22 protein-coding genes are annotated in these 20,683 nt (G+C 63.5%); 7 read left to right on the forward strand and 15 right to left on the reverse strand.

Features of this window, described 5'->3' with window-relative positions; genetic code table 11:
• The first annotated feature begins 2 nt into the window (after positions 1–2).
• Complete coding sequence (locus ACNOHI_RS10015; protein ID WP_420474526.1) at positions 3–2,759, forward strand: EAL and GGDEF domain-containing protein; 2,757 nt, start codon at positions 3–5, stop codon at positions 2,757–2,759.
• 212 nt (positions 2,760–2,971) lie between these two features.
• Positions 2,972–5,419 (forward strand): EAL domain-containing protein, encoded by a 2,448-nt coding sequence (locus ACNOHI_RS10020; RefSeq protein ID WP_420474527.1) that lies wholly within the window; start codon positions 2,972–2,974, stop codon positions 5,417–5,419.
• 201 nt (positions 5,420–5,620) lie between these two features.
• Here ACNOHI_RS10020 and ACNOHI_RS10025 read toward each other — a convergent pair whose 3' ends face one another.
• The 5 genes from ACNOHI_RS10025 to ACNOHI_RS10045 all read right to left on the reverse strand — a co-directional run bounded on the left by ACNOHI_RS10025 (position 5,621) and on the right by ACNOHI_RS10045 (position 8,542).
• Positions 5,621–6,121, reverse strand: a complete 501-nt coding sequence (locus tag ACNOHI_RS10025) for a DUF2478 domain-containing protein (protein WP_420474528.1) — start codon at positions 6,119–6,121, stop codon at positions 5,621–5,623.
• A 144-nt stretch (positions 6,122–6,265) separates the two neighbouring features.
• A complete protein-coding gene (locus ACNOHI_RS10030) occupies positions 6,266–6,457 on the reverse strand; it encodes a hypothetical protein (RefSeq protein WP_420474529.1) in 192 nt (63 codons plus the stop codon).
• Between the two features lie 139 nt (positions 6,458–6,596).
• The gene (locus ACNOHI_RS10035; RefSeq protein WP_420474530.1) at positions 6,597–6,743 is read right to left on the reverse strand and encodes a hypothetical protein; all 147 of its coding nucleotides are present in this window, start codon (positions 6,741–6,743) and stop codon (positions 6,597–6,599) included.
• 117 nt (positions 6,744–6,860) lie between these two features.
• Complete coding sequence (locus ACNOHI_RS10040) at positions 6,861–7,319, reverse strand: cache domain-containing protein (protein ID WP_420474531.1); 459 nt, start codon at positions 7,317–7,319, stop codon at positions 6,861–6,863.
• A gap of 128 nt (positions 7,320–7,447) precedes the next feature.
• Positions 7,448–8,542 carry an ATP-binding protein gene (locus ACNOHI_RS10045; protein WP_420474532.1) on the reverse strand — a complete coding sequence of 365 codons (1,095 nt, stop codon included), beginning with the start codon at positions 8,540–8,542 and terminating at the stop codon, positions 7,448–7,450.
• Here ACNOHI_RS10045 and ACNOHI_RS10050 point away from each other — a divergent pair.
• Together ACNOHI_RS10050 and ACNOHI_RS10055 are read left to right on the forward strand one after the other, a co-directional pair.
• A complete protein-coding gene (locus ACNOHI_RS10050) occupies positions 8,541–8,696 on the forward strand; it encodes a hypothetical protein (protein WP_420474533.1) in 156 nt (51 codons plus the stop codon). The genes ACNOHI_RS10045 and ACNOHI_RS10050 overlap by 2 nt on opposite strands.
• Positions 8,697–8,739: 43 nt before the next feature.
• The gene (locus tag ACNOHI_RS10055; protein WP_420474534.1) at positions 8,740–9,462 is read left to right on the forward strand and encodes a Crp/Fnr family transcriptional regulator; all 723 of its coding nucleotides are present in this window, start codon (positions 8,740–8,742) and stop codon (positions 9,460–9,462) included.
• A 2-nt stretch (positions 9,463–9,464) separates the two neighbouring features.
• Here ACNOHI_RS10055 and ACNOHI_RS10060 read toward each other — a convergent pair whose 3' ends face one another.
• Positions 9,465–9,875: an HAD domain-containing protein gene (locus tag ACNOHI_RS10060; RefSeq protein ID WP_420474535.1), complete on the reverse strand. Its 411-nt coding sequence runs from the start codon at positions 9,873–9,875 to the stop codon at positions 9,465–9,467.
• A gap of 267 nt (positions 9,876–10,142) precedes the next feature.
• Between ACNOHI_RS10060 and ACNOHI_RS10065 the strand changes: the two genes are divergently transcribed.
• Complete coding sequence (locus ACNOHI_RS10065) at positions 10,143–10,415, forward strand: nickel-binding protein (protein ID WP_420474536.1); 273 nt, start codon at positions 10,143–10,145, stop codon at positions 10,413–10,415.
• Between the two features lie 44 nt (positions 10,416–10,459).
• Here the strand turns inward: ACNOHI_RS10065 and ACNOHI_RS10070 are convergent, their stop codons facing one another.
• From ACNOHI_RS10070 to ACNOHI_RS10095, 6 genes are read right to left on the reverse strand one after another with little or no spacing between them, the layout of a single operon-like run.
• Positions 10,460–11,179: an MIP/aquaporin family protein gene (locus tag ACNOHI_RS10070; protein WP_420474537.1), complete on the reverse strand. Its 720-nt coding sequence runs from the start codon at positions 11,177–11,179 to the stop codon at positions 10,460–10,462.
• Positions 11,176–11,676 carry an arsenate reductase ArsC gene (locus tag ACNOHI_RS10075; protein WP_420474538.1) on the reverse strand — a complete coding sequence of 167 codons (501 nt, stop codon included), beginning with the start codon at positions 11,674–11,676 and terminating at the stop codon, positions 11,176–11,178. Before ACNOHI_RS10075 ends, ACNOHI_RS10070 begins: the two co-directional genes overlap by 4 nt.
• Positions 11,677–11,691: 15 nt before the next feature.
• Positions 11,692–12,129, reverse strand: coding sequence for an arsenic resistance N-acetyltransferase ArsN2 (arsN2, locus tag ACNOHI_RS10080; RefSeq protein WP_420474539.1), 438 nt, complete (start codon positions 12,127–12,129; stop codon positions 11,692–11,694).
• Positions 12,130–12,150: 21 nt separating this feature from the next.
• On the reverse strand, positions 12,151–13,920 hold the full coding sequence (gene arsA / locus ACNOHI_RS10085) for an arsenical pump-driving ATPase (protein WP_420474540.1): 1,770 nt from the start codon (positions 13,918–13,920) through the stop codon (positions 12,151–12,153).
• Positions 13,921–13,932: 12 nt separating this feature from the next.
• Positions 13,933–14,295, reverse strand: coding sequence for an arsenite efflux transporter metallochaperone ArsD (gene arsD, locus ACNOHI_RS10090; RefSeq protein WP_420474541.1), 363 nt, complete (start codon positions 14,293–14,295; stop codon positions 13,933–13,935).
• 26 nt (positions 14,296–14,321) lie between these two features.
• Positions 14,322–14,654 carry an ArsR/SmtB family transcription factor gene (locus ACNOHI_RS10095; protein WP_420474542.1) on the reverse strand — a complete coding sequence of 111 codons (333 nt, stop codon included), beginning with the start codon at positions 14,652–14,654 and terminating at the stop codon, positions 14,322–14,324.
• A gap of 96 nt (positions 14,655–14,750) precedes the next feature.
• Between ACNOHI_RS10095 and ACNOHI_RS10100 the strand changes: the two genes are divergently transcribed.
• The gene (locus ACNOHI_RS10100; protein WP_420474543.1) at positions 14,751–15,062 is read left to right on the forward strand and encodes an ArsR/SmtB family transcription factor; all 312 of its coding nucleotides are present in this window, start codon (positions 14,751–14,753) and stop codon (positions 15,060–15,062) included.
• Positions 15,063–15,132: 70 nt separating this feature from the next.
• Complete coding sequence (locus ACNOHI_RS10105) at positions 15,133–16,515, forward strand: hypothetical protein (protein ID WP_420474544.1); 1,383 nt, start codon at positions 15,133–15,135, stop codon at positions 16,513–16,515.
• Here ACNOHI_RS10105 and ACNOHI_RS10110 read toward each other — a convergent pair whose 3' ends face one another.
• The 3 genes from ACNOHI_RS10110 to ACNOHI_RS10120 all read right to left on the reverse strand — a co-directional run bounded on the left by ACNOHI_RS10110 (position 16,516) and on the right by ACNOHI_RS10120 (position 20,673).
• Complete coding sequence (locus ACNOHI_RS10110; RefSeq protein ID WP_420474545.1) at positions 16,516–17,763, reverse strand: MgtC/SapB family protein; 1,248 nt, start codon at positions 17,761–17,763, stop codon at positions 16,516–16,518.
• Between the two features lie 340 nt (positions 17,764–18,103).
• The gene (locus ACNOHI_RS10115; protein WP_420474546.1) at positions 18,104–18,433 is read right to left on the reverse strand and encodes a c-type cytochrome; all 330 of its coding nucleotides are present in this window, start codon (positions 18,431–18,433) and stop codon (positions 18,104–18,106) included.
• A gap of 11 nt (positions 18,434–18,444) precedes the next feature.
• Positions 18,445–20,673, reverse strand: a complete 2,229-nt coding sequence (locus ACNOHI_RS10120) for an MtrB/PioB family decaheme-associated outer membrane protein (RefSeq protein ID WP_420474547.1) — start codon at positions 20,671–20,673, stop codon at positions 18,445–18,447.
• Positions 20,674–20,683 lie beyond the last annotated feature (10 nt).

Here is a 20,683-nt window from a genome sequence, read left to right on the forward strand (position 1 = left end):
CCATGCACGCACGCGCCGGGCGGGACAGTGACGAAGAAGGCGGCCTCCCCCGCGGAGGATTTCGCGACCTCCTGAACAGGATAGACGGCATCGTGTGGGAGGCCGACCCGGCCACGCTGGTCTTCACCTATGTCAGCCCCGCTGCCGAGCGCATCCTGGGATATCCGCTCGCCGCGTGGCGCGAGCCGGGCTTCTGGGAAAGCCGGGTGCATCCCGACGACCGCGCGCGCGTGGTGGAATTTTGCGGATCGCAAACCCGTGCCGGCCTGAACCACGATTTTGAATACCGGATGATCGCGGCCGATGGGCGTGCGGTGTGGTTGAAGGACGCGGTGACGGTCAGCGTCGAGAACGGCGTGCCCGTCGCGCTGGGCGGCGTCATGGTCGACATCACCGAGCGCAAGCAACTGGCGGATGCCCTGCAGGAAAAACACGACCTGCTGCAGTCCGTCCTGGACCATGTACCCTGCGGCATCGCACTCACCGATGCCGATCGCAGCCCGGTGCTGCTGAATGAACAGGCGCGTTGCATCCTTGCGCATGCCGGGGTCGACGATGCGCCCGAGTTGCACCTGGACGGCAGGATTGTCGAAAAACGTACCGCGCGCGCGCCGCAGGGCGGATTCGTCCACATCTACCTCGACGTCACGCGAGAGCGCACCGTGACCGAGGCGCTGGAACGGGAGAGCGCCTATCTCAAGGCCATCCTGCAACACATGCCGCAAGGGATCAGCGTCTTTGACGAGACCCTGCACCTGCGCCACTGGAACGCGGTCATGGCGGACGTCCTGAACTTCCCGCCGGACGTGCTCGCCGAAGGGGCCTATTTCGACGATCTGGTCCGCATTCCCGCCGTCCGCGGCGAATACGGCCCGGGCGATCCCGAGGAGCACGTGGCGCGCTTCCATGCGCTCGCGCTGGAGTTCAGGCCGCACGAATTCGAGCGACGCAGGAGCAACGGCAAGGTCCATCTCGTTTGCGGGAGGCCGATGCATATCGGCGGCAAGCTGGCCGGATTCGTCACGACCTATACCGATATCACCGCGCACAAGCTCGCCGAGAAGAAGTTGCAGCTTTCCGACACCGTGTTCAACCATACGACGATGGGCATCGCAGTGACGGACGCGCAGCGGCGCATCGTCAAGGTCAATGCCGCGTTCTGCGCGATCACCGGCTATGACGAGAGCGAGGTCGTCGGCAAGACGCACAAGGTGCTGAGCTCCGGCCGGCAGGACGCCGCCTTCTATGCGGCGATGTGGCGCGAGATCGACAGCACAGGCTGCTGGAGCGGGGAAATCTGGAACCGGCGCAAGTCCGGCGAACTGTACGCCGAGCATCTGTCGATCAAGCGTGTCCTCGATGACGGCGGTGCGGTGGCCAATTACATCGGTATCTTTTCCGACATCTCGCAGTACAAGGTCGCACAGGACCGCATCGAGCAGCTGTCGTTCTTCGATGCGCTCACCGGCCTGCCCAACCGCGCGCTGCTGCGTGACCGTTTGCAGCAGGCGATCTACACGGCAGAGCGACGCCGAAGCCGCATCGCGGTGCTGCTCATCGACCTTGATCGCCTGGCGCACGTCAACGATTCCCTCGGCCATCGCATCGGCGACTTGTTGCTGCTGCGCCTGAAGGCGCGCTGGCAACCGCTGATCCGCGCATCGGACACCCTGTCGCGCCATATCGGCGACGAATTCGCGGTGATCGTCGAAGACATCCACGACGTGCAAGACGCGGCCGACATGGCGGAACGCCTGCTCGGCGCGTTGTCGCAGCCCTTCGACCTTGAAGGCCATGAAGTGAGCGCGGGCGCGCGCATCGGCATCAGCATTTTCCCCGGCGACGGCAGGGCGCTCGATGTCCTGCTCAAGAATGCGGACGTCGCGCTGCATCACGCCAAGGAAGCGATCGGCGGACGCTACCAGTTCTTCCGTGAAGAGATGAACAAGTCAGCGACCGAACGCCTGCTCATCGAGAGCAGCCTCCGCCAGGCGCTGGCGCGCAACGAGTTCCAGGTGTTCTACCAGCCGCAGCTCGACCTCGCGAGCGGGCGCATCAAGGGCATGGAGGCGCTCGCACGCTGGCGGCACCCCGACCTCGGACTTGTCTCGCCCGCGAAGTTCATTCCCATCGCGGAAGAGACCGGGCAGATCATCGACATCGGCAACTGGATCCTGCGCGAAGCGTGCAGGCAGGCGCGGGAATGGAACGCCGCCGGCGACAGCGGACTGGTCGTTGCGGTGAACGTCTCCGCAAAGCAGTTCGACCATGACGGTTTCGCCGCCCAGGTAAGGGCGGTGCTGCAGGAGACCGGCTTGCCCGCGCACCAGCTCGAACTGGAGATTACCGAGAGCGTCATCATGAACCGGCCGGACCACGTGGTCAGCGTGATGAAGGAACTGCGCGAACTCGGCGTGCGCTTCTCCATCGATGATTTCGGCACCGGCTATTCCAGCCTGTCGCAGCTCAAGCGCTTCCCCATCGATACGCTGAAGATCGACCAGTCCTTCACGCGCGATATCGGGCACGACGATGGCGGCACGGCGATCACGCGCGCGGTCATTGCACTGGGCCACAGCCTGCGCCTGCAAGTGGTGGCCGAAGGCGTGGAAACGAAGGAGCAGCAGCAGTTCCTCGTGCAGCATGGCTGTCACGGCATGCAGGGTTATCTGTTCAGCAAGCCGGTCGAAGCGCATGCATTTTGCGCACTGCTTGCCATGCACGCCGCCGGCGACGACGCGCCGGAATGGCAGATCTGACAAGGACCATTGACGAAGCGGTAACGCTTTCAGCGCGGCTGCGTCTCGCTACGGTGACAGCATGCAGAAACGTAATGATTTCCGACAGATTGTTCTGTATATTTTGTAAGGCAAACACCTAATCACCTGCCATACCTCAGGTTGTCAGCGCCCGCAGAACCCCGGCAGTGCGGAGGCCGCGATTTCCATCGACTACGTAATGGAGCGCCCTCTTGCGTACCCGATCCCCCATCGTCAGCATGACCGTGCTCGCAGCCGTCCTCTGGTCGGCGGCCGTCGTTGCTTCGCTTGGCTGGGGCATCGTCCAGGCTGACCGACAGGCGCTGCAGCTGGCCGAAGTGGAAGCCAAGTCCAACCTCAAGCGCGATCTTGCATTCCGTCGGTGGGCCACAAGCCAGGGCGGGATCTACGTCCGCGTGACCGAGCGCACCCGGCCCAATCCTTATCTGGCCGACATTCCGGACCGCGACGTCATCATGCCCGGCGGCGGCATGCTCACGCTCTACAACCCGGCTACCATGCTGCGCGAGATCAAGAATGCGCAGACCGAACTGTACGGCACGCTCGCGCGCATCACCGGCGAGCAGTACCTCAATCCCATTAATGCGCCCGACGAATGGGAAAAGAAGGCGCTGTCCATCATCAAGCAGACGGGCGACGACTACAGCGAGGTGACGTCCATCGACGGCCGCCCCTACCTGCGCCGCATCCAGCCCATGATGATGGAAGAGGGCTGCATGAAGTGCCACGCCTGGACCGGCATCGCGATTGGCGAGTTGCGCGGCGCGACGGACATCGCGATTCCGCTAGGGCAGTACGAAGCGATTGCCAATGAAACCCGCTTCTGGCTCGCGAGCACGCACGGCAGCGCCTGGCTGCTTGGCATCGGTGCCATTGGTTTCATTTCTCGCCGCAGCCGGCAGCATGAAGAGGCGGTGCGCAGCCACCAGGCCGTATTGAACAAGTTCAAGCAGGCGGTCGAGCAAAGCGCGAGCGGCGTGGTCATCACCAATGCACAGGGCGAGATCGAATACACCAACAACAAGTTCTGCGAGATCAACGGATACGCACCCGGCGAGGTCCTGGGGAAGAATCCGCGCCTGCTGAAGTCGGGCGAAACGGATCCGGCCCTGTATGACGACATGTGGAAATCGCTCGCGCAGGGCAAGGAATGGCGCGGCGAATTCAAGAACCGCAAGAAATCCGGCGAGGTGTACTGGTGCCTCGAAACGATTTCACCGATCGTCGACAAGATGGGGGCGGTCACGCACTATGTGGCCGTCATTGAAGACATCAGCGACCGCAAGTTTGCCGAAGCGACGATCCGCCAGCTTGCACTGTACGACCCGCTGACCGAGCTGGCCAACCGCCGCCTGCTGCGCGAGCGCCTCGACCAGACGGTGGCGTGGTCGTCGCGCGCCGGCAAGCGCGTCGCGCTGCTGTATCTCGACATTGACCGCTTCAAGGCCGTCAACGACACGCTGGGCCACCATATCGGCGATGCACTGCTCAAGGCCGTTGCGCGCCGTCTCTGTCTCGGCCTGCGCGCCAGCGATACCCTTGCCCGCCTGGGTGGCGACGAGTTCGCCGTCGTGCTCGGCGATATCGATGGCAACGCGGATGCGGAAACCGTCGCGGAAAAGCTGCTCGAGGCGGTGCGCGAACCCTTCATCATCGAAGAGAAGGAACTGTACGTCACCGCGAGCATCGGCATCAGCGTGTATCCGACCGATACCGACAGCATCGATACGCTGTTCCGGAATGCCGATGTGGCGATGTACCACGCCAAGGCCTGCGGCAAGAACCGCTGCCAGTTCTTCGGCGAAGGCCTCGCCATCCAGGTCGCCAGCCGCTGGGATATCGAAAACAGCCTGCGGCGCGTCGCCGAGCGCGGCGAGCTTTTCCTCGAATACCAGCCCAAGATGGATTTCCGGTCAGGCCGCATCTACGGCATGGAAGCGCTGGTGCGCTGGAACCATCCGGGCATCGGCCGCATCGGGCCGGACCGCTTCATTCCGGTTGCGGAAGAGACCGGCGAGATCGAGCATATCGGCGAATGGGTGCTGCACACCGCCTGCGCGCAGGCGCAGGCATGGCGTCGCGAGGGACATGACCTCTGCGTGTCGGTCAACCTGTCGGCGGTGCAGCTCCGGCAGCGCAGCCTGCGTGAACGGATCGAAGCGGTGCTGCAGCGGACCGGACTGCCGCCGACGGCGCTGGAACTGGAGATCACCGAAAGCGCCATCATGGACGACCCCGACCAGGCCGTCGCCACCATGCAGCGGCTCTGCACGCTCGGCGTGCGATTTGCCATCGACGATTTCGGCACCGGCTATTCCTCATTGAGCCAGTTGAAGCGTTTGCCGGTGAGCGTGCTAAAGATCGACCGCGCCTTCATTCGCGACATCACCCACGATCCGGATGACATGGCGATCGCCCAGGCCGTGATCGCGCTGGCGAAGACGATGCACTTGTCGGTCATCGCGGAAGGGGCGGAAACGGCGGAGCAGATGGCATTGCTCAGATCGATGGAATGCGACTCGGTGCAGGGCTACTTCCTGTCGCCACCTGTGTCGCCTGCGGACTTCGATGTATTCCTGGCGTCGTTCACGCCGCACCCTTGGGTGAAGCTGCATACGGTGCCGCCGCGCGTTGCGTAAACGAGATGGGCGCGCCCGTTGACCGGCAGGTTGGGACGGGGGACGTTCAATATATGCTCGAATGCGCGTGGATGAGGTGAATCTCTCGTAAACGCGTCTTCGTCATTCCCGCCTGCGCGGAAATGACGGGGTCGGGAGTTCGGGAGGTTGAGCGAAAGGTGCCCGCACGCAGAATGCGTTGGAGCGCGACTGCACGACCTGCTAGTCCGGATTCAACCCATCCCACCAGGCCAATGCTGCCTGCGTCGAGCAGTCAAGCCGCGCATATTCCCCGCCGGTAAACTCGGCCCACTGTTCAAGCAGGCTATCCCGCACCGCCGTCAGCACCGGCAGCCCCGCCGTCGCGGCCGCCGCCATCTCGTCGCTCAAACCCTTGCCCGCCGCTTCCTGCGACCCGAACTTGTTGAACACCGCGAGGGCCGGAGACGCATCGATCGCCTGCCGTACGCGGGACGCGGTGCCGGCTAGCGCAGTCGAATCAAGCCGGCAGCCGCGGGATCCGCTGCCGAGGTCCTGTGAAATGGACACGCGCTCGCCGGAGGACAGGAGTTCCAGAGTCATCGCGCAGGAGCTGTCGCCGTGCTGGATGACGCCTGCCAGTGCAACATCGCGCTTGCGCAACTCCGCGACAACATCTGCGAGGACGGGAGCGGGATCGATGCCGTCGCCATAGATGAGCGCGGCAATGTTCAGGCGGTTCACGGGCGGTTGTCCTGGCATGGAACGTCCTTGGAAGGGAAATGCGGAGAGAGAAAGAGAGTCCTTCGCCACAAGGGGTGGCGCAAGAAGATTTTACGTCCAGGCGAAGGCGGGCGGAATGGTTTCGCCTGACCCGCCGTTGTCACCTTAATCCTTCGTCTTGCCGTCGTCCGCCTGCGGCTGGCTGGCGCGTTCAATCAAGCGTGCGAACGCGAGCACTTCCTTTTCGCCCGCCAGGTCGTTGAGGAAAATCGCGTCGGCGTCCTGGAACGCCAGCCCGGCATGCCGGGCCATCGCGATGATATGTATTTTGTTTAATGCCTTGGTTGTGGTTGGCATGGCCGTCGTCTGGCTGAAAGTTGACAAGTTCGGACTGGCAGTACTGCCAGCCTTGCTGCCTCGCAGCAATGAACATGCCAAGTGCCAGTCACCGCATTCTCGCCCGCTTTAAGGGCGTAAGACATGCACCGACAGCCAATTATGCGCATTTCTGTTCCCAGAAACGGGAATCGGGAATGGAAATCGGCTCGATTTCTGGACTGCGGGATTGCATCACGGTAAAGATGAGGGCGAGCCCGCCGAGCATGGCGGCGACCACGACCGCCACCAGGGCAGGGATTTTCATCACGGTTCCTGTTTCAAAATCACTACACCTCTGCGCGGATACGAAGAGGCGACGAAATTCCGTCACAGCGAAAATCCCTTCAGGCGCGTGGAGCGGACGCTCCACGCAGGCAAGACCTTACTTCTTGTAGTAACCGCTGGAGAAGACCATGTCGTCCGCCTTCTCGAAATACACGGTCTTCGGCTGGATCTCCTTCGAGACCGGGTTCGGCCACTTGTAGTCGGCGTTGCCCTTGCCGGACGACTTGGCCTTGCTCAGGATTTCCTTGATGAATTCCTTGCCGTCGGCGTCCTTCAGCGCGGACACGTCCTTGCCGATGAGCTTCGGGTTGGTGCCGTGCGCCAGCACGTTGCCGTTCATGTCATAGACGGAAATGTAGAGGTCGCGGTCGACGAACTGGCCCTTCGGGTTCGAGACTTCCGCCAGGGTCTTGTCCTTGCCGTTGGCCTTCAGGAAGGCGGCGGCCTTCTTGACCATTGCGGTGGCTTCTTCGGCGGTGCCCAGTTCGGCGGCGAGGGCGCTGGAAGAAGCGATGAATGCGGCCGCGAACAGTGCTGATTGAATGAGTTTCTTCAAGGCTGTCTCCATGTAGTAACGAGGTGAAACCGGCTCCGGGATGGCGCCATGAATTTGGGTGTTCACCTTAAAATATTACCATGTGGAAATAAAATGTGTCCGGCAGTGTTGCTGCGGATATACATTGTTCAGGCGGCCGGCTTGTTCGGCAGGCGCACGAGGAAGGTTGTCCCGTCGCCGGCGGTCGAACGGACCGCGACCGACCCGCCATGCGCGTGGACGATTTCGCGCACGATGTAGAGCCCGAGGCCGAGGTGCGTGCGGTCAGCCTCCTCGGTCGACGCATTGGCGTAGCGGTGCAGCGGGTCGAAAAGGCCGGCAAATGCGGATTCCGGAATCGCCTTGCCATGGTTGTGCACCGCGATTTCCACACCGTCCGCGCCGCCCGAGGTGCGCACGGTGACGCCGGAATCCTTCGCGCCGTGCTGGAGCGCGTTGCCGATCAGGTTCTGGTAGACCTGCCCGATGCGCGGCACATCCCATCGCCCCGCAACATCGCCGATGACTTCGGTCGCGATCGTGCGATCCGGATGGGAAAAGCGGAACTCGTCCGCCACCTGCTCGCTGATGCCTGCGAGGTCGGCGGGACGCGGATTGATCTGTATGCCGCCGCCGGTGCGGCTGCGGGTGAAGTCGAGCAGGTTGTCGAGGATCTGCCCCATGCGCGCGGCGCTGTCGAACATGCGCGAGCCGAGCTGGATGAGTTGTGGGTCGGACTTCTCCGAGCGCATCAGGAATTCCGCGCCCATGCTGAGGTACTGCAGCGGCGTGCGCAGGTCATGCCCGACCACACCCAGGAAAATGTCTTCGGAGCGCCGCACCGTGGCCGAATAGCACGCTACGGATTCCGCCAGCGCGCGGTCGAGGACATCGTTGAAGCGGCTCATGTCTTCGACCTCGAACCAGGACGCCGTTTTTTCCCGCTGCGCCCACAGGCGCAACACGCTGGCGCGCAGCGCACGGTATTCGGAGACCAGCTGATCGATATTGAATCCGGACTGCAGGCGGGTAACCGCATGGATCTCGGACGCCCGTTCGCCCGTCGCCGGCTGTGCCTGCCCGGCGTCGAGCTCGGCGGCGATCTCTTCCAGCATTTCCTTTGCATGGTCACGCAGTTCCGCGACGTCCATGGAGCGGTGCGGCGGCTGGATGCTGCGCGCAAAATCTTCCCACTCCTGCAGGATCGGCTCCAGGTTGTCGAGGATGAAAGCGGACAAGCGCATGCTGCTCCTGATCGAAGGTGGCGGCTCCGCCACCGTGGCCTTCCGCTCGAATGGCGGGATTCTGTCAAAGCGGCACGATCCGGTCGGTACAGATGTATACATAGACCAAAAGTCTGAGCGCGATCATCCGCTGTTGCGCGCGCTTGTGCTGTAGTGACCCGGCAGATCCACTACAGATCCCACCGAGGAGACATGTCATGTACGTTCCAGCCAGAGCCGCTGAGTGCGCCAATCTCCTTCTCTCGCGCCTGCCCGAGGAGGAATACCAGATGCTGCGGCCGCATCTCGAATACTTTCCCACGCCCGCGAAGACCGTCCTGTATGAACGCGGCAAGGAGATCCGTTGGGCGTACTTTCCGTTATCGGGCGGCCATTCCGTTCTGGCCGTCATGGAAGATGGCGCCGCCGTCGAGGTCGGCACCGTCGGCTTCGAAGGCATGTCAACCGTCGATCTGTTGACAGGAAGCACGCTGGCCACCGAAACCACGATCTGCCAGATCCCCGGCGACAGCCTGCGCATGCCGGCGGAGAAACTCAACGAGCTGATGGGCAAGGCAAAGGAATTCCGCCGCTTGCTGTACCGCTTCATGCAGGCCTATCTCAGCCAGGTATCGCAGTCGGTCGCGTGCAACCGCCTGCATTCGACGGAAGAGCGCTTCGCGCGATGGATCCTTGTCAGCCACGACCGGGTGAAAGGCAACACATTCCAGCTGACGCAGGAATTCCTGGCCGACATGCTTGGTGTGCATCGCCCGAGCATTACCCTGATTGCGCGCAGCTTCCAGCAGGCCGGCCTGCTGACGTATCGGCGGGGCGTCATCACGATCCTCGATCGGGAGGCGATCGAGGATGCCTGCTGCGAATGCTATCGGGTCGTCCGCAATCAGTTCGAAAAAGCGCTCGGAACAAGCGTCGGCTGAATTCAGTTCGCGAGGCGTGCTGCCAGCGCATCCCGCTTTGCCGCATCCAGCCCGACGGCCGGTTCGCATAGCAACAGCGGCGCCCAGCCCTGGGGAAACTCCGACGCATCGTCATCGACGACGACATACGGACCGGCGTAGCGCGTTTCGTCCAGGTAAGACTGGATCTCCTGCCAGCGCATCGCGCCCGGGATCAGCGGCGTGACATCGACGATGCGCGACTGGATGTCGCGCGAAAAATTGTCTTCGCGCAGCGTGTCCAGGTCGAAGACTTCGCGCCAGGAAGACGTGATGACGACCTCGACATGGGCGTGCTCCCGCAAGAGCGCCTCGAAGGCGTCGCGATGGGCGAACAGCACGCGGTCGCCGGATGCGGGATGCATGACGCCGTCGAAACCGAGAAAGATGAGCATCGTGGAAACCGGTAGTGAAAGTGCGCCCACGATAGCCGCAATTCGCTGCGCCGGGCAAGTCCGGTTTGCCTGCTTTGATTTTCATCAACGCAACTATTTCCTTGCAAATCATGGACATAGGGAAGCTTATCCCCGGTTGTCCACAGAGTTGGTCACAGCAATTGTGGGCAACTGCGCATCGGCATTGAGTGAGATCAATCCACGCCCGCACGCGTGAACAAGCATGAGAACCGGGGAGAAAGGGAATTGACGAAATCGGAGACGAACATGACAACTTACGCAGTCCAGCGCAACCTGCAGGGCATCACGATGGAGCAGCTCGCCGCCGCGCAGCAGGCGGCGATCCAGGCGAGCGAAGCCGCGTCGCAACAGGGAACCGAGGTCACCTATATCCGGAGCAACTTCTATCCGGCTGACCAGCGATGCACCTGCCTGTTCGAGGCACCCAGCAGGGAAGCGGTGGAAGACGTCAATCGCGCGGCATCGCTGCCGTTCGATCGTGTCGAGGAGGTGCTGGACCTGCAGCCCACCATGCATTGAATGTCGCATGAAAAAGCGGAGCGGCGCCGGATGGCGCGCTCCGCCTAGTCGGATCCGGGCTGCGCAAACTGGCTGGGCGCAACGGTACCCGCCACCGTGGCCTCTTTCGGTGCCGCCGGATGGAGCCAGCAGAAGAGACCGGTTGCAGCCAGCATGCCGAGCAATTGCGCCAGGATGAAGCCAGGTACATCCGCGGGATGGATGCCGGCGAAGGTATCGCTCGCCGCCCGTGCCAGCGTCACGGCCGGATTCGCGAACGATGTCGACGATGTGAACCAGTAGGCTGCCGTGATGTAGAGCGCCACTGCGAACGGCGTCACGGAAGGCCGGCTGCGCGAGCAGCTGATGATCACGCCCAGCAGGCCGAAGGTCGCGACAAACTCGCTCCACCACTGCGCCGCGCCGGTTCTCACGTGTTCCGAAGCAAAGAACACCGGCTCGCCGAACATCAGGTGTGCGGCTGCCACGCCGCAAAATGCGCCGATGACCTGCACCACGATGTAGGGCAGCACATCCGACGCCGGCAGGTTCTTCTGCCAGGCTTCCGACAGCGTCACTGCCGGGTTGAAATGCGCGCCCGAGATCGTGCCGAACATCAGGATCAGCGCGACCAGCCCCGCGCCGGTCGCGATTGCATTGGCGAGCAGGGCAATCGCGGTATTCCCCTCCGAGAGGCGCTCGCCCATGATCCCCGAACCGATCACGACCGCCAGCAGCATGGCGGTCCCCAAGCCTTCGGCCACAAGGCGCCGCGCGCGCGTCATACCGGCGTTTCTCCAATCTTCTGCATTTCCTTGCGGATCGCGTTCTTGTCGAGCATGTCGACCGGCAGGTTCACGAAGGTATTCATGCGGACCATGATCTGCTTGAAGATCTTGCTGAAGGCAGCACGCTTTTCTTCGTCCGTGCCTTCCACCGCGGCGGGATCTTCGAAGCCCCAGTGCGCCGACACCGGACGGCCCGGCCACACCGGGCAGACTTCGCCGGCGGCGTTGTCGCATACGGTGACGATGAAATCCATCTGCGGCGCTTCCGCTCCGGCAAACTCGTCCCAGCTCTTGCTGCGCAGATTATCGACCGGATAGCCGGTTGCCTTCACCTGCTCGATGGCGAAGGGGTTCACCTTACCGCCCGGGTGACTGCCTGCGGAGAAGCCGCGGAAGCGCCCCTTGCCCATGGTCGTGACCAGTGCTTCGGCCATGATGCTGCGCGCCGAGTTGCCGGTGCAGAGGAACAGCACGTTGTAGGTCTTGTCGCTCATGTCATTTCCTGCAAATCAATCGAGTGATTTGTACAGGCAGGTCGCGCTCGACGGGCACACCCCGGCGAATTGCGCGGTGCTGCGAATGGATTCGGGGGCGCTTGCACGGTCGGTGCGCACGTAACCCTGGTGCTCGAAGAAGTCGGCCGCCGAGGTGGTCAGCAGGTACAGGTGCTGCACGCCTTCGTCGCGTGCGCGATCCTCCATCAGCTGGAGCAGGCGGTTGCCGTAGCCTTCGCCGCGCATCATGGGATCGACGGCGAGCGAGCGCAGCAGCGCATCCTGTCCGGATACCTCCATGCCGATGCAGCCCGCTACCCGGCCTGCCTGCCCGAGGATGATGAAATGCCCGAGATGTTCTTCCGTCAGGTCGGAGGTGGGCAGGCTGCAGCTATCGAGCAGACGGGTGAGCGCGGGCAGGTCGTCGGGACGGGGAGTGCGGATGGCAAACATGGTTTTCCTTTCTGGTCGCCCTCAGGCGGGTGTGGATGGGGGGCGATGCGCCGCGAGCCGGGACAGGCGTTCGATGCCGACCGGCTCCTGTGCCTGCAAGGGAACAACGGCCCAGCGGTGCGCATGGCGAGTCGCGACCGCGTCGATCTGTGCCAATTCATTTGCCGCGCGCTGCTGCAGCAGAGGTGACGCAGGACGGGCGAACGCAAGGCTGCTGTTGATGATCCACGCCCACGGTTCGATGCCCGCGCGGCGCAGGTCGTCCTGCAGGCCGGCGGCTTCCAGCACCGGCGTCGTTTCGGCCAGCGCGGCAATCATCACCTTGGTCTGTTTCTCATCCTGCAGCTGCATCATCGGCGTGGTGAAGTGCATGCCCTTGTCACAGAACTGCCGCGCGATTTCGCGATGGTAGGCGCCGGTGGCATCGAGCAGGAGCAGGGTATGGCCGGTGGGCGCCGTGTCCATCACCACGAACTTCCTGCCCGCCTCGCGAATGATGCGCGAGAAAGCCTGGAACACCGCGATTTCTTCGGTGCAGGGGGAGCGCAGGTCTTCCTCGAGCAGCGCGCGTCCCTGCGCGTCAAGGTCCTTGCCCTTGGTGTCCAGCACATGCCGGCGATAGCGCTCCGTTTCCGCGTGCGGGTCGATGCGGCTGACAGTGAGGTGTTCCAGCGAGCCGTCGAGCGTGTCTGCGAGATGCGCTGCCGGATCGGATGTGGTCAGGTGGACCGGGAAATTGCGTCGGGCGAGTTCGACGGCAATGGCGGCGGCCAGCGTCGTCTTGCCCACGCCGCCCTTGCCCATGACCATGATGAGTCCGTGTTCGTCGCGCGCCATCTCATCCACCAGCGAGGCGAGGTCGGGCGCGTCGGGCAGGGTGGCAGGCGTCGCATCGGCGATCGGAGAGGCGTCGCTGAACATCATGCGCAACGCCGGCAGGCCGACCAGGTTGACCGGCTTGAGTGCAATGCAGTCCGTCGGCAGCGCGGCGAGCACTTCCGGCATGGAAGCCAGCGCCGCCTGTTCGCGCGCGACGATCGCCGCCGCGAGCGGATCGGACGCTGCCTCGCTTTCGGGCAGCACGGCATTGATCACGAGATGCTGTTGCGTGAGGCCGATGGCGGCGAGTTCTTCATGGGTGCGCGCCACTTCGCGCAGCGCGGAAACCTGGGCGCGTGCGACGAGCACGAGGCGGGTGTGCGACGCATCGGCCAACGCATCGACCGCGGCCTTGTATTGCGTGCGCTGCTTCTCCAGTCCGGCCAGCGGGCCGAGGCAGGACGCGTCGCCCTTGCCCTCTTCGAGGAAGCTGCTCCAGGCGCCGGGCAGTTGCAGCAGGCGGATCGTGTGGCCGGTCGGCGCGGTGTCGAAGATGACGACGTCGTATTCCTCCAGCAGCGCGCCGTCGGTCAGCAGCGCGGTGAATTCGTCGAAGGCCGCAATCTCGGTGGTACAGGCGCCGGACAGTTGCTCCTCGATGCCTTTCACCACCGCCTCGGGTAGCAGACCGCGCACGGGACCGACGATGCGGTCGCGGTAACGTTGGGCCGCCGCCTGCGGATCGATCTCCAGCGCATGCAGGCGCGGCACCGCGTCGACTGCCTTGATGCGGTCGCCGATGGCCATGCCGAATACCTGCCCGACATTTGATGCCGGATCGGTGCTGACGAGCAGCACGCGCTTGCCCTCATCGGCAAAGCGCACCGCCGACGCGCAGGCGAGGGAAGTCTTGCCGACACCTCCCTTGCCGGTAAAGAAGAGGAAGGGCGGAGCCTGGTCGAGGAAGCGCATGATGGCGTCCGTTCAGCAGCAGCCGGAGCCGGGCGCGCAGCTGGGCGCGGACGCGGCGGCAACGGTGAACTGGCTCACGCCGGCCCAGCGCGCCAGCTCCGCGCGGCGCGGATAGCGACCCGCCAGCGCCACTTCGCCATTGACGAGGATGAGCGGAAGGCCTTCCTGGCCGGAGCGCTCGAGGAAGCCCTTCACGATGGCGTTCTCGGCGAAGGCCATCGGCTGCTGCGCGAGGTTGAAGCGTTCGACCTTGCCGCCTTGCTGTTCCAGCCACTTCAGGTCGGCCGCGAGGGTGACCAGCTGCTGGTCGACATCGACGCCGCACACACCGCTGCTGCAGCACAGTGCCGGATCGTAGATCTGGATGGTGGACATGGTTTCTCCTTGTGTCGTGGATGGGTTCAAGCCTTCAGTGCTTCAGGCTGGCACGCGCTCGCCGGCGAGCAGGGATTGCCGCCGCAGCAGTTATCGGTCAGGAAGCCGACCAGGTCGTTCATGGCGTCGAAGTTGGCGGCATAAATCACGAAGCGGCCTTCCTGGCGCGTGCTCACGAGGCCGGCAATGCTCAGTTCTTTCAGATGGAAGGAGAGGGATGACGGTGCAATGCCGATCTGTTCCGCGATCTTGCTTGCGGCCATGCCTTGCGGCCCGGTGCGCACCAGCAGCCGGAAGACGGCGAGGCGCGATTCCTGGGCAAGCGCGCCGAGTGCAGTAATAGCCTGTCTGGTTTCCATGTGGCGTCCTTGTTTCTTGATTCGACAATTCTACAATACTGGAAATATAAAACAAACAGCTTGACATAACCATATTCGTAGTTCTATAGTTTTTCCATGGACCTCGCTACTTCCGCAAAACGCCTTGCCAGCCTCGGCCATGAAAACCGCCTCGAACTATTCCAGATCCTTGTGCAGGCCGGGCCCGGCGGCATGACGATCGGCGAATTGCAGTCCGCGCTCGACCGGCCGGCCTCGACCGTGGCCTTCCATCTGCGCGAATTGGTGGCAGCCGACCTGGTGACACAAGAAAAGGAAGGGCGGATGGTGCGTTGCCGGGCCAATTACATGGCGCTCAATGAGGTGCTGCAGTTCGTCAAGCACAACTGCTGCGGCGGAACGACGCTGCCGGTGTTTGTAGCGAAATAAGGCAGACGGGCGCAGGGAATGCACCCGTTTTTTTTCAATCTGAAATAACCATAATGCTAGGGATTTAAGGATGAAGGCCACGACAAGCGCGGCGCGTGAAAGTGGATGCGGCGCCGCCGAGCAGGTAGCCCAACGGCCTGCAGCGGGCTGCCCGCCATTGGATGACATGAAGGAGAACACCATGCTTGCCGATCAACCCCTCGTCACAGCCGGCGACCTCAACAAGTCCTGTGCCTGCATCAGCCTCGAGCGAAACGCGCTGCGCCATGCGCTGGAAGCGGAGCTGGGCAGCGAAGGCATGTACGCGCTCGTCGCCGAACGCTGTCCGCACGTCTTCGCCGCGCAGCCGGTCTACGTCACGCAGGCACAGGAAGCGCAGATCGCGGCCGTGGTCGCCGCGGTCGAACACGTCGTTGCCATGCCCGCCTATCGCGACACCGTCCTCGCCGATGCACTGCCGATCGCGCGCCACTCGCCCGGCGGTGCGCGGAGCGTGTTCTTCGGCTACGACTTCCACGTCGGCGAGCACGGCATCTCGCTCATCGAGATCAACACCAATGCCGGCGGCGCCATGCTCAATGCCGCGCTTGCCCGCGCACAGCGCGCCTGCTGCCCGGCCGTCGCGGAACTCTTCCCGGCGGTAAGTGGAGGGGGAGGCATGGAACAGCGGATCATGGACATGTTCCGCAGCGAATGGGCGGTATGGCGCGCGCCGCGACCTCTGCGCACGGTCGCCATCGTGGACGAGGACCCGCAGGCACAGTATCTGTATCCGGAATTCCTCCTGTTTCAGAGGATGTTCGAACGGAATGGCGTGCACGCGGTGATTGCCGATCCGTCCGAGCTGCGGTTTCATGACGGCGCCCTGTGGAAGGACGGCCTGCTTATCGACCTGGTCTACAACCGCCTCACGGACTTCATGCTCGCGTCCACGGACGCGATTCGCGAAGCCTACCTCGCAGGCGCGATCCTGCTCACCCCGCATCCGCAGGCGCATGCGCTGTACGCGGACAAGCGCAACCTTGCCTTGCTGTCTTCACGGGCGGAGCTCGACAGGCTGGGTGTACCTGGCGAGATCCGCGACGTCCTCCTCGCCACCATCCCGCAGACAGAAATCGTGCGCGCGGAAAATGCCGAACGCCTGTGGGAGGCACGCCGCCGGCTGTTCTTCAAGCCGACGGCGGGATTCGGCGGACGCGCGGCCTATCGCGGGGACAAGATCACGAAGCGGGTGTGGCAGGACATCCTCGCCGGGGACTACGTGGCGCAGGCGCTGGTCGCGCCCGGCGAGCGCATCGTGCAGGATGATGCGGAAACCCCGCTGCTGAAATTCGACGTGCGCGCGTATGCCTACGACGGCAAGGTGCAAAGCCTCGCCGCGCGGCTGTACCAGGGCCAGACCACCAACTTCCGCACGCCCGGCGGCGGGTTCGCACCGGTCTACACCTGGTAATCAGTCACCGAGGGGAATGAGCGCCGCAATCCACACCACGACGATTGCCAACGCCAGTCCCGCGCTCGTGCGTGCCGCATAAGCGCGGTTGCCCGCTGCGCTTGCGATGGCCATCTTGCTGATTGCATTGGTGGTGATGGCAATGGCAAGGCCACGGTTCAGCGCGTGCGCGTCCACGGAGCCGCCGGCAAAGAGCGAGAACAGCACGGCGCCCGCCGCCTGCATGTCCACCGTCGCTGCAATCGCGGCGCCGACTTCGGCCGCCGCCGATCCGAAGGTTTTCGTCGCCAGCGAAACGATTGCCGTCAGCGCCGTCAGCAATGCCGCGAAGCCCACTGCCTGACGCACGCTGAACACATTCTGCGAGGAGACTTTTTCCGCATTCACCGCAGGCTGCAAGGCGATGGCAATGACGGCGGCAAGTCCGCTGCCGACCATCACGCCCGCGATCACCGGCCAGCTCGCACTGACCGCCGTCGCATCGATCGCGATGCCGACCGCGATGAGCAAAGCCATCGACGATAAATTGGAACACAGTGCCGCCGCCGCATACGAGGCCGCGTATTGCGGCTCCGACTTCGAGCGCGCGCCCATCGCACCCATCGTGGAACTGCTCGACACGACACCCGAGGCCAGTCCCGCAATGGCGAGCCCGTAGCGCGGCCCCATCACGCGCAAGGCGACGTAGCCGACTGCCTGCAGCGTCATCAGCAGCACGATCAGCCGCCACAGGTGATTGGGATTGGCGTTCGCGAGGAAGGAAATGGTGCGGTTGGGAATGAGCGGATACACCACCAGCGCCGCTGCCGCAAGCAGCAGGCCGTCGCGCAGTTCCACGCTGGTCAGCGTCTTGGTCGCAAAGTGATGCAGGCGCGTCTTCCCCGCGAGCAGGCAGGCCACGACGACAAAACCCGCCGAGGACAACTGCGCATTCGTCGCCGCCACGATGCCGAGCAGGTAGGTGACAAAGAGCGCCACCTCGGTGGTGATGCCCGGATCGTCGCCGAGGTCGCGGTAATAGGCGATGGCGCCAAGCAGCACGATGAACAGCGCGCCCGCCGCCGTCACTGCGGGTTGGCCTGCGTGGCTGGCGATGACGCCGCCGAAACCGGCCAGCGCGAAGGTGCGCACGCCGGCAAGTCCGCGCGAGGGGCCGGAGCCCTTGTGGCGTTCACGTTCGATGCCGATGAGGATGCTGCCGCCAAGCGCGACGGCGCAACTGGCGAACAGGGAGGGGAAGTTGTCCATGAAGTGAAGCGGGCGATGCAATCAAGAAATTATAGGTGCATCGACTGGCTTCAATGGGGAATTCGTCGTGTCGGGGCGACGAATGAAGACAAAGGTTTCCTCTTCAGTGATCTACGCATGTCGGCGTTGCTCTGTCATGCGCAGGCGGGCGGGTGACTACTGTCGATTGCCTTCAAAAAGCATCCCGTCATTCCCGCGAAGGCGGGAATCCATAAGCATGGTCATATGGCAAACTCGCTATGGATTCCCGCCTTCGCGGGAATGACGGGGAGAGGAAGGATGTGGCAATGCGGCCTGATCCAGCGTGCGAATGCGGGGGCCGCGAAACGAGACGCTTAACCTACCGCGACAAGATCCAGTTCGTCACCGTCTTCAGATCCCCCTTGTCCTTCAGGCTGATTTCCTTGTGCTCTTCCTCGGTGCCGTCTTCCAGTTTCACCATTGGCGACGTCGTCAGGTTCTTGAGGATCTTTTCCTCGCCGTCCGGCTTGCCCTTGTACTTCGACGCGATCTTCTTGTACGAAGGACCCTTCTTGGTCTTGTCGATGGCGTGGCACTTGAAGCAGCCTTCCTTCTTCAGGAAAGGCTCGACATCCGATTCGCTCATGGCGGCAAAGGCGGGAGTGGCGAGGAAGGCCGTCAGCAGGCCTGCAAGCAAAGTCGATTTCATTGTCTCTCCGGTTAGAACTGATAGGCCATGGATACGCCCAGGAAGTGCACGTTGTAGCGCGGCACGACCTGGTTGGTGCCGATCACGTTGGCCAGCGTGTTCGGCAGTACTTGTTCAAACTGCCAGTCGTTGGCGCGGTACCGTTCATAGATGTAGCTGAACTTGATCGCCATGTCCGGCCGCAGCTGGTACTTGCCGAACAGGTCGAGGCGCCCCAGCTTCGTGGTCAGCTCCGGCAGCGGCAAGGCCTGCTGCGCGGCGGCGATGCCAGGCTCGGTGACCACGCCGGTGCGCCCGCGCGAACGCGCATGCGTCAGGTCCGCGCCGACCTCGTAGTTGCGCCGCGGTTTGTAGCGCACACCGGTACCGAACGTCACCGTCCTGTCCTCGATGGTCGCGCCCCACTCGAGCGCGCGGTTGGTCACGTTGGCCTGCGAGGCGCCGAGCGCAATGGATCGCTGGTTCGTGCCGTAGGTCTCGTAGGAGGTGAAGACGTGCGCCGTCACCGCGTCCGTCGGCCGCACGCTGGCATCGAAGTTCGCCTGCCAGCCCTTGGCATCCTGCAGGCCGTACAGGGACTTGTGGTAATCGTCGTAATGGAAGTCCACCCCGAACTGCAGGTCCACGCGCTCGTGCGGCGTCACATTGGCGAAGGCCCGGATCTTGTCGCGCTTGCGCGGCGCCTGGAAGAAGCGGATCTGCGTCGGCACGTTGTCCCACCAGAACTGCGGCGCCAGGGTGGACACATACGCCGGCGTGAAACTGTTGAGGAAGGGGCGCGACATGTTGTAGTTGTCGGTCCGCCGATCCGAGAAGGAATAGCCGACCCCACCCGAGACCATCTCGTTGAAGTGATGGTGCGCCTCTGCCTTGACGGTGTGCTCCTTCTCTTCCTGGATCGCCTCCAGCGACATCTTCGCCCACTCGTAGTCGTAGCCGAGCTTGAGCTTGGTGTCCGGCGTCCAGTGGTAATCGAGTTCCGCTTCGATCTGCTGCTTCTTCGACGACACCGGAAGGTTGGTCCGTATGCGGCTGAGGCCGCCCGCCGCCTGACCCAGCGAATCGCCGCCGATATACCAGTACTGCGACTGCGGCGTCTTGTTGTCGCGCTCGTCGTAGCGGTACATCGTCATCAGGTTCAGCTTCGGCATCAGCTTCGTGGTCAGCTTCAGGTCGGCATGCACGGTGTTCACACGGCCGTCGAGCGAGGTGCGTGGCAGCGGTGTGGTGACGGTCGCGGCCAGTGCGGGATTGATGGTGTACGGCAGGAAGGTATCGTCCTGCCGCATCCGCCCGAAGCTCAGGCTGCCCGACAAGCGCGTCTGCGGCGTGAAGTTGAATCCGGCCGAGGCGCTGATCTGGTGCGCCTGGTTATCCGGCGGCAGGGCGAGCTGCCCCTGGTTGAAGGTGGTCACGCCCGGCGTGGTGCCGGTCCACACGGTGCTGGCGAACGGGTTCTGCCACGCCAGCCCGAGGTTCTGGTTGCTGAAGAACGAGCCGTAATAACCGAACTGCAATTGCATGCGCTTCGTCGCATAGCGCGCGGTCGCCTCCAGCTCGTCGGTGGTGTAGTCGATCGGCTCCGGCACGATCGCCGCGCGCGGGTTGCCGCCGCTGTTGCCGATCACCGCGCCGATTAGGCGGTTGCCGTCACGCTTCTCGCGCTTGACCCGCACATCCACATCCCAGCCTGCAGGCAGCACCTTGCTGGCACCCACCGTCAGCGACTTGCGCCGGCTCTCCAGCTCGAAGGGCCGCATGGATGTGATCAGTGCCGGCATGGCCGCGGTCGTCGCGCCGCGCACCCAGCCGGGCGGCAGGACGAGATCGGTGCTGCCGGGATTGGCGAATGGCGTCTCGTAATGCTCCGACCAGAAATGCGGGATCTCGTCGTATTCCAGCCGCAAACCGTAATTTCCCTGCACGCCACCCTCGACGCGCAGGTTGCGCGACTTCAGTCCGAGATTGCTGCCGGACAGCTCGACGAATTGCCCGGTCTCCTTGTCCCGCCGTACCAGGTCGATGTTGCCGATGATGTGCAGACCCTGGCGATGCAGGCCGGTGTAGTCGCCGAACTTGCGGCTGCTGTCGGACACATAGCCCACGCCGATCTCGACCTCGCTGTCCGGCGTGGTCAGGCGCCGTACCTCGTCGTCCGCATCCTGTGCCCACGCCGTCGCGCCGATTCCCGCAATGGACGCGGCGATGACGCTGCGGGCAAGGTGAAAGCTGCTCCTCATGTCATTCTCC

This window comes from Noviherbaspirillum sp. ST9 (assembly GCF_048799745.1).
Lineage (GTDB): Bacteria > Pseudomonadota > Gammaproteobacteria > Burkholderiales > Burkholderiaceae_D > Noviherbaspirillum.

Excerpts from the sequence above, each read along its gene's own strand:
- ACNOHI_RS10015 (WP_420474526.1), top strand. The coding sequence starts at position 3 with ATGCACGCACGCGCCGGGCGGGACAGTGACGAAGAAGGCGGCCTCCCC.
- ACNOHI_RS10030 (WP_420474529.1), bottom strand. The coding sequence starts at position 6,457 with ATGCCAACCACAACCAAGGCATTAAACAAAATACATATCATCGCGATG.
- ACNOHI_RS10035 (WP_420474530.1), bottom strand. The coding sequence starts at position 6,743 with ATGAAAATCCCTGCCCTGGTGGCGGTCGTGGTCGCCGCCATGCTCGGC.
- ACNOHI_RS10050 (WP_420474533.1), top strand. The coding sequence starts at position 8,541 with ATGCTGCTCCTGATCGAAGGTGGCGGCTCCGCCACCGTGGCCTTCCGC.
- ACNOHI_RS10045 (WP_420474532.1), bottom strand. The coding sequence starts at position 8,542 with ATGCGCTTGTCCGCTTTCATCCTCGACAACCTGGAGCCGATCCTGCAG.
- ACNOHI_RS10055 (WP_420474534.1), top strand. The coding sequence starts at position 8,740 with ATGTACGTTCCAGCCAGAGCCGCTGAGTGCGCCAATCTCCTTCTCTCG.
- ACNOHI_RS10060 (WP_420474535.1), bottom strand. The coding sequence starts at position 9,875 with ATGCTCATCTTTCTCGGTTTCGACGGCGTCATGCATCCCGCATCCGGC.
- ACNOHI_RS10065 (WP_420474536.1), top strand. The coding sequence starts at position 10,143 with ATGACAACTTACGCAGTCCAGCGCAACCTGCAGGGCATCACGATGGAG.
- ACNOHI_RS10070 (WP_420474537.1), bottom strand. The coding sequence starts at position 11,179 with ATGACGCGCGCGCGGCGCCTTGTGGCCGAAGGCTTGGGGACCGCCATG.
- ACNOHI_RS10075 (WP_420474538.1), bottom strand. The coding sequence starts at position 11,676 with ATGAGCGACAAGACCTACAACGTGCTGTTCCTCTGCACCGGCAACTCG.
- arsN2 (WP_420474539.1), bottom strand. The coding sequence starts at position 12,129 with ATGTTTGCCATCCGCACTCCCCGTCCCGACGACCTGCCCGCGCTCACC.
- arsA (WP_420474540.1), bottom strand. The coding sequence starts at position 13,920 with ATGCGCTTCCTCGACCAGGCTCCGCCCTTCCTCTTCTTTACCGGCAAG.
- arsD (WP_420474541.1), bottom strand. The coding sequence starts at position 14,295 with ATGTCCACCATCCAGATCTACGATCCGGCACTGTGCTGCAGCAGCGGT.
- ACNOHI_RS10095 (WP_420474542.1), bottom strand. The coding sequence starts at position 14,654 with ATGGAAACCAGACAGGCTATTACTGCACTCGGCGCGCTTGCCCAGGAA.
- ACNOHI_RS10100 (WP_420474543.1), top strand. The coding sequence starts at position 14,751 with ATGGACCTCGCTACTTCCGCAAAACGCCTTGCCAGCCTCGGCCATGAA.
- ACNOHI_RS10105 (WP_420474544.1), top strand. The coding sequence starts at position 15,133 with ATGAAGGCCACGACAAGCGCGGCGCGTGAAAGTGGATGCGGCGCCGCC.
- ACNOHI_RS10110 (WP_420474545.1), bottom strand. The coding sequence starts at position 17,763 with ATGGACAACTTCCCCTCCCTGTTCGCCAGTTGCGCCGTCGCGCTTGGC.
- ACNOHI_RS10115 (WP_420474546.1), bottom strand. The coding sequence starts at position 18,433 with ATGAAATCGACTTTGCTTGCAGGCCTGCTGACGGCCTTCCTCGCCACT.
- ACNOHI_RS10120 (WP_420474547.1), bottom strand. The coding sequence starts at position 20,673 with ATGAGGAGCAGCTTTCACCTTGCCCGCAGCGTCATCGCCGCGTCCATT.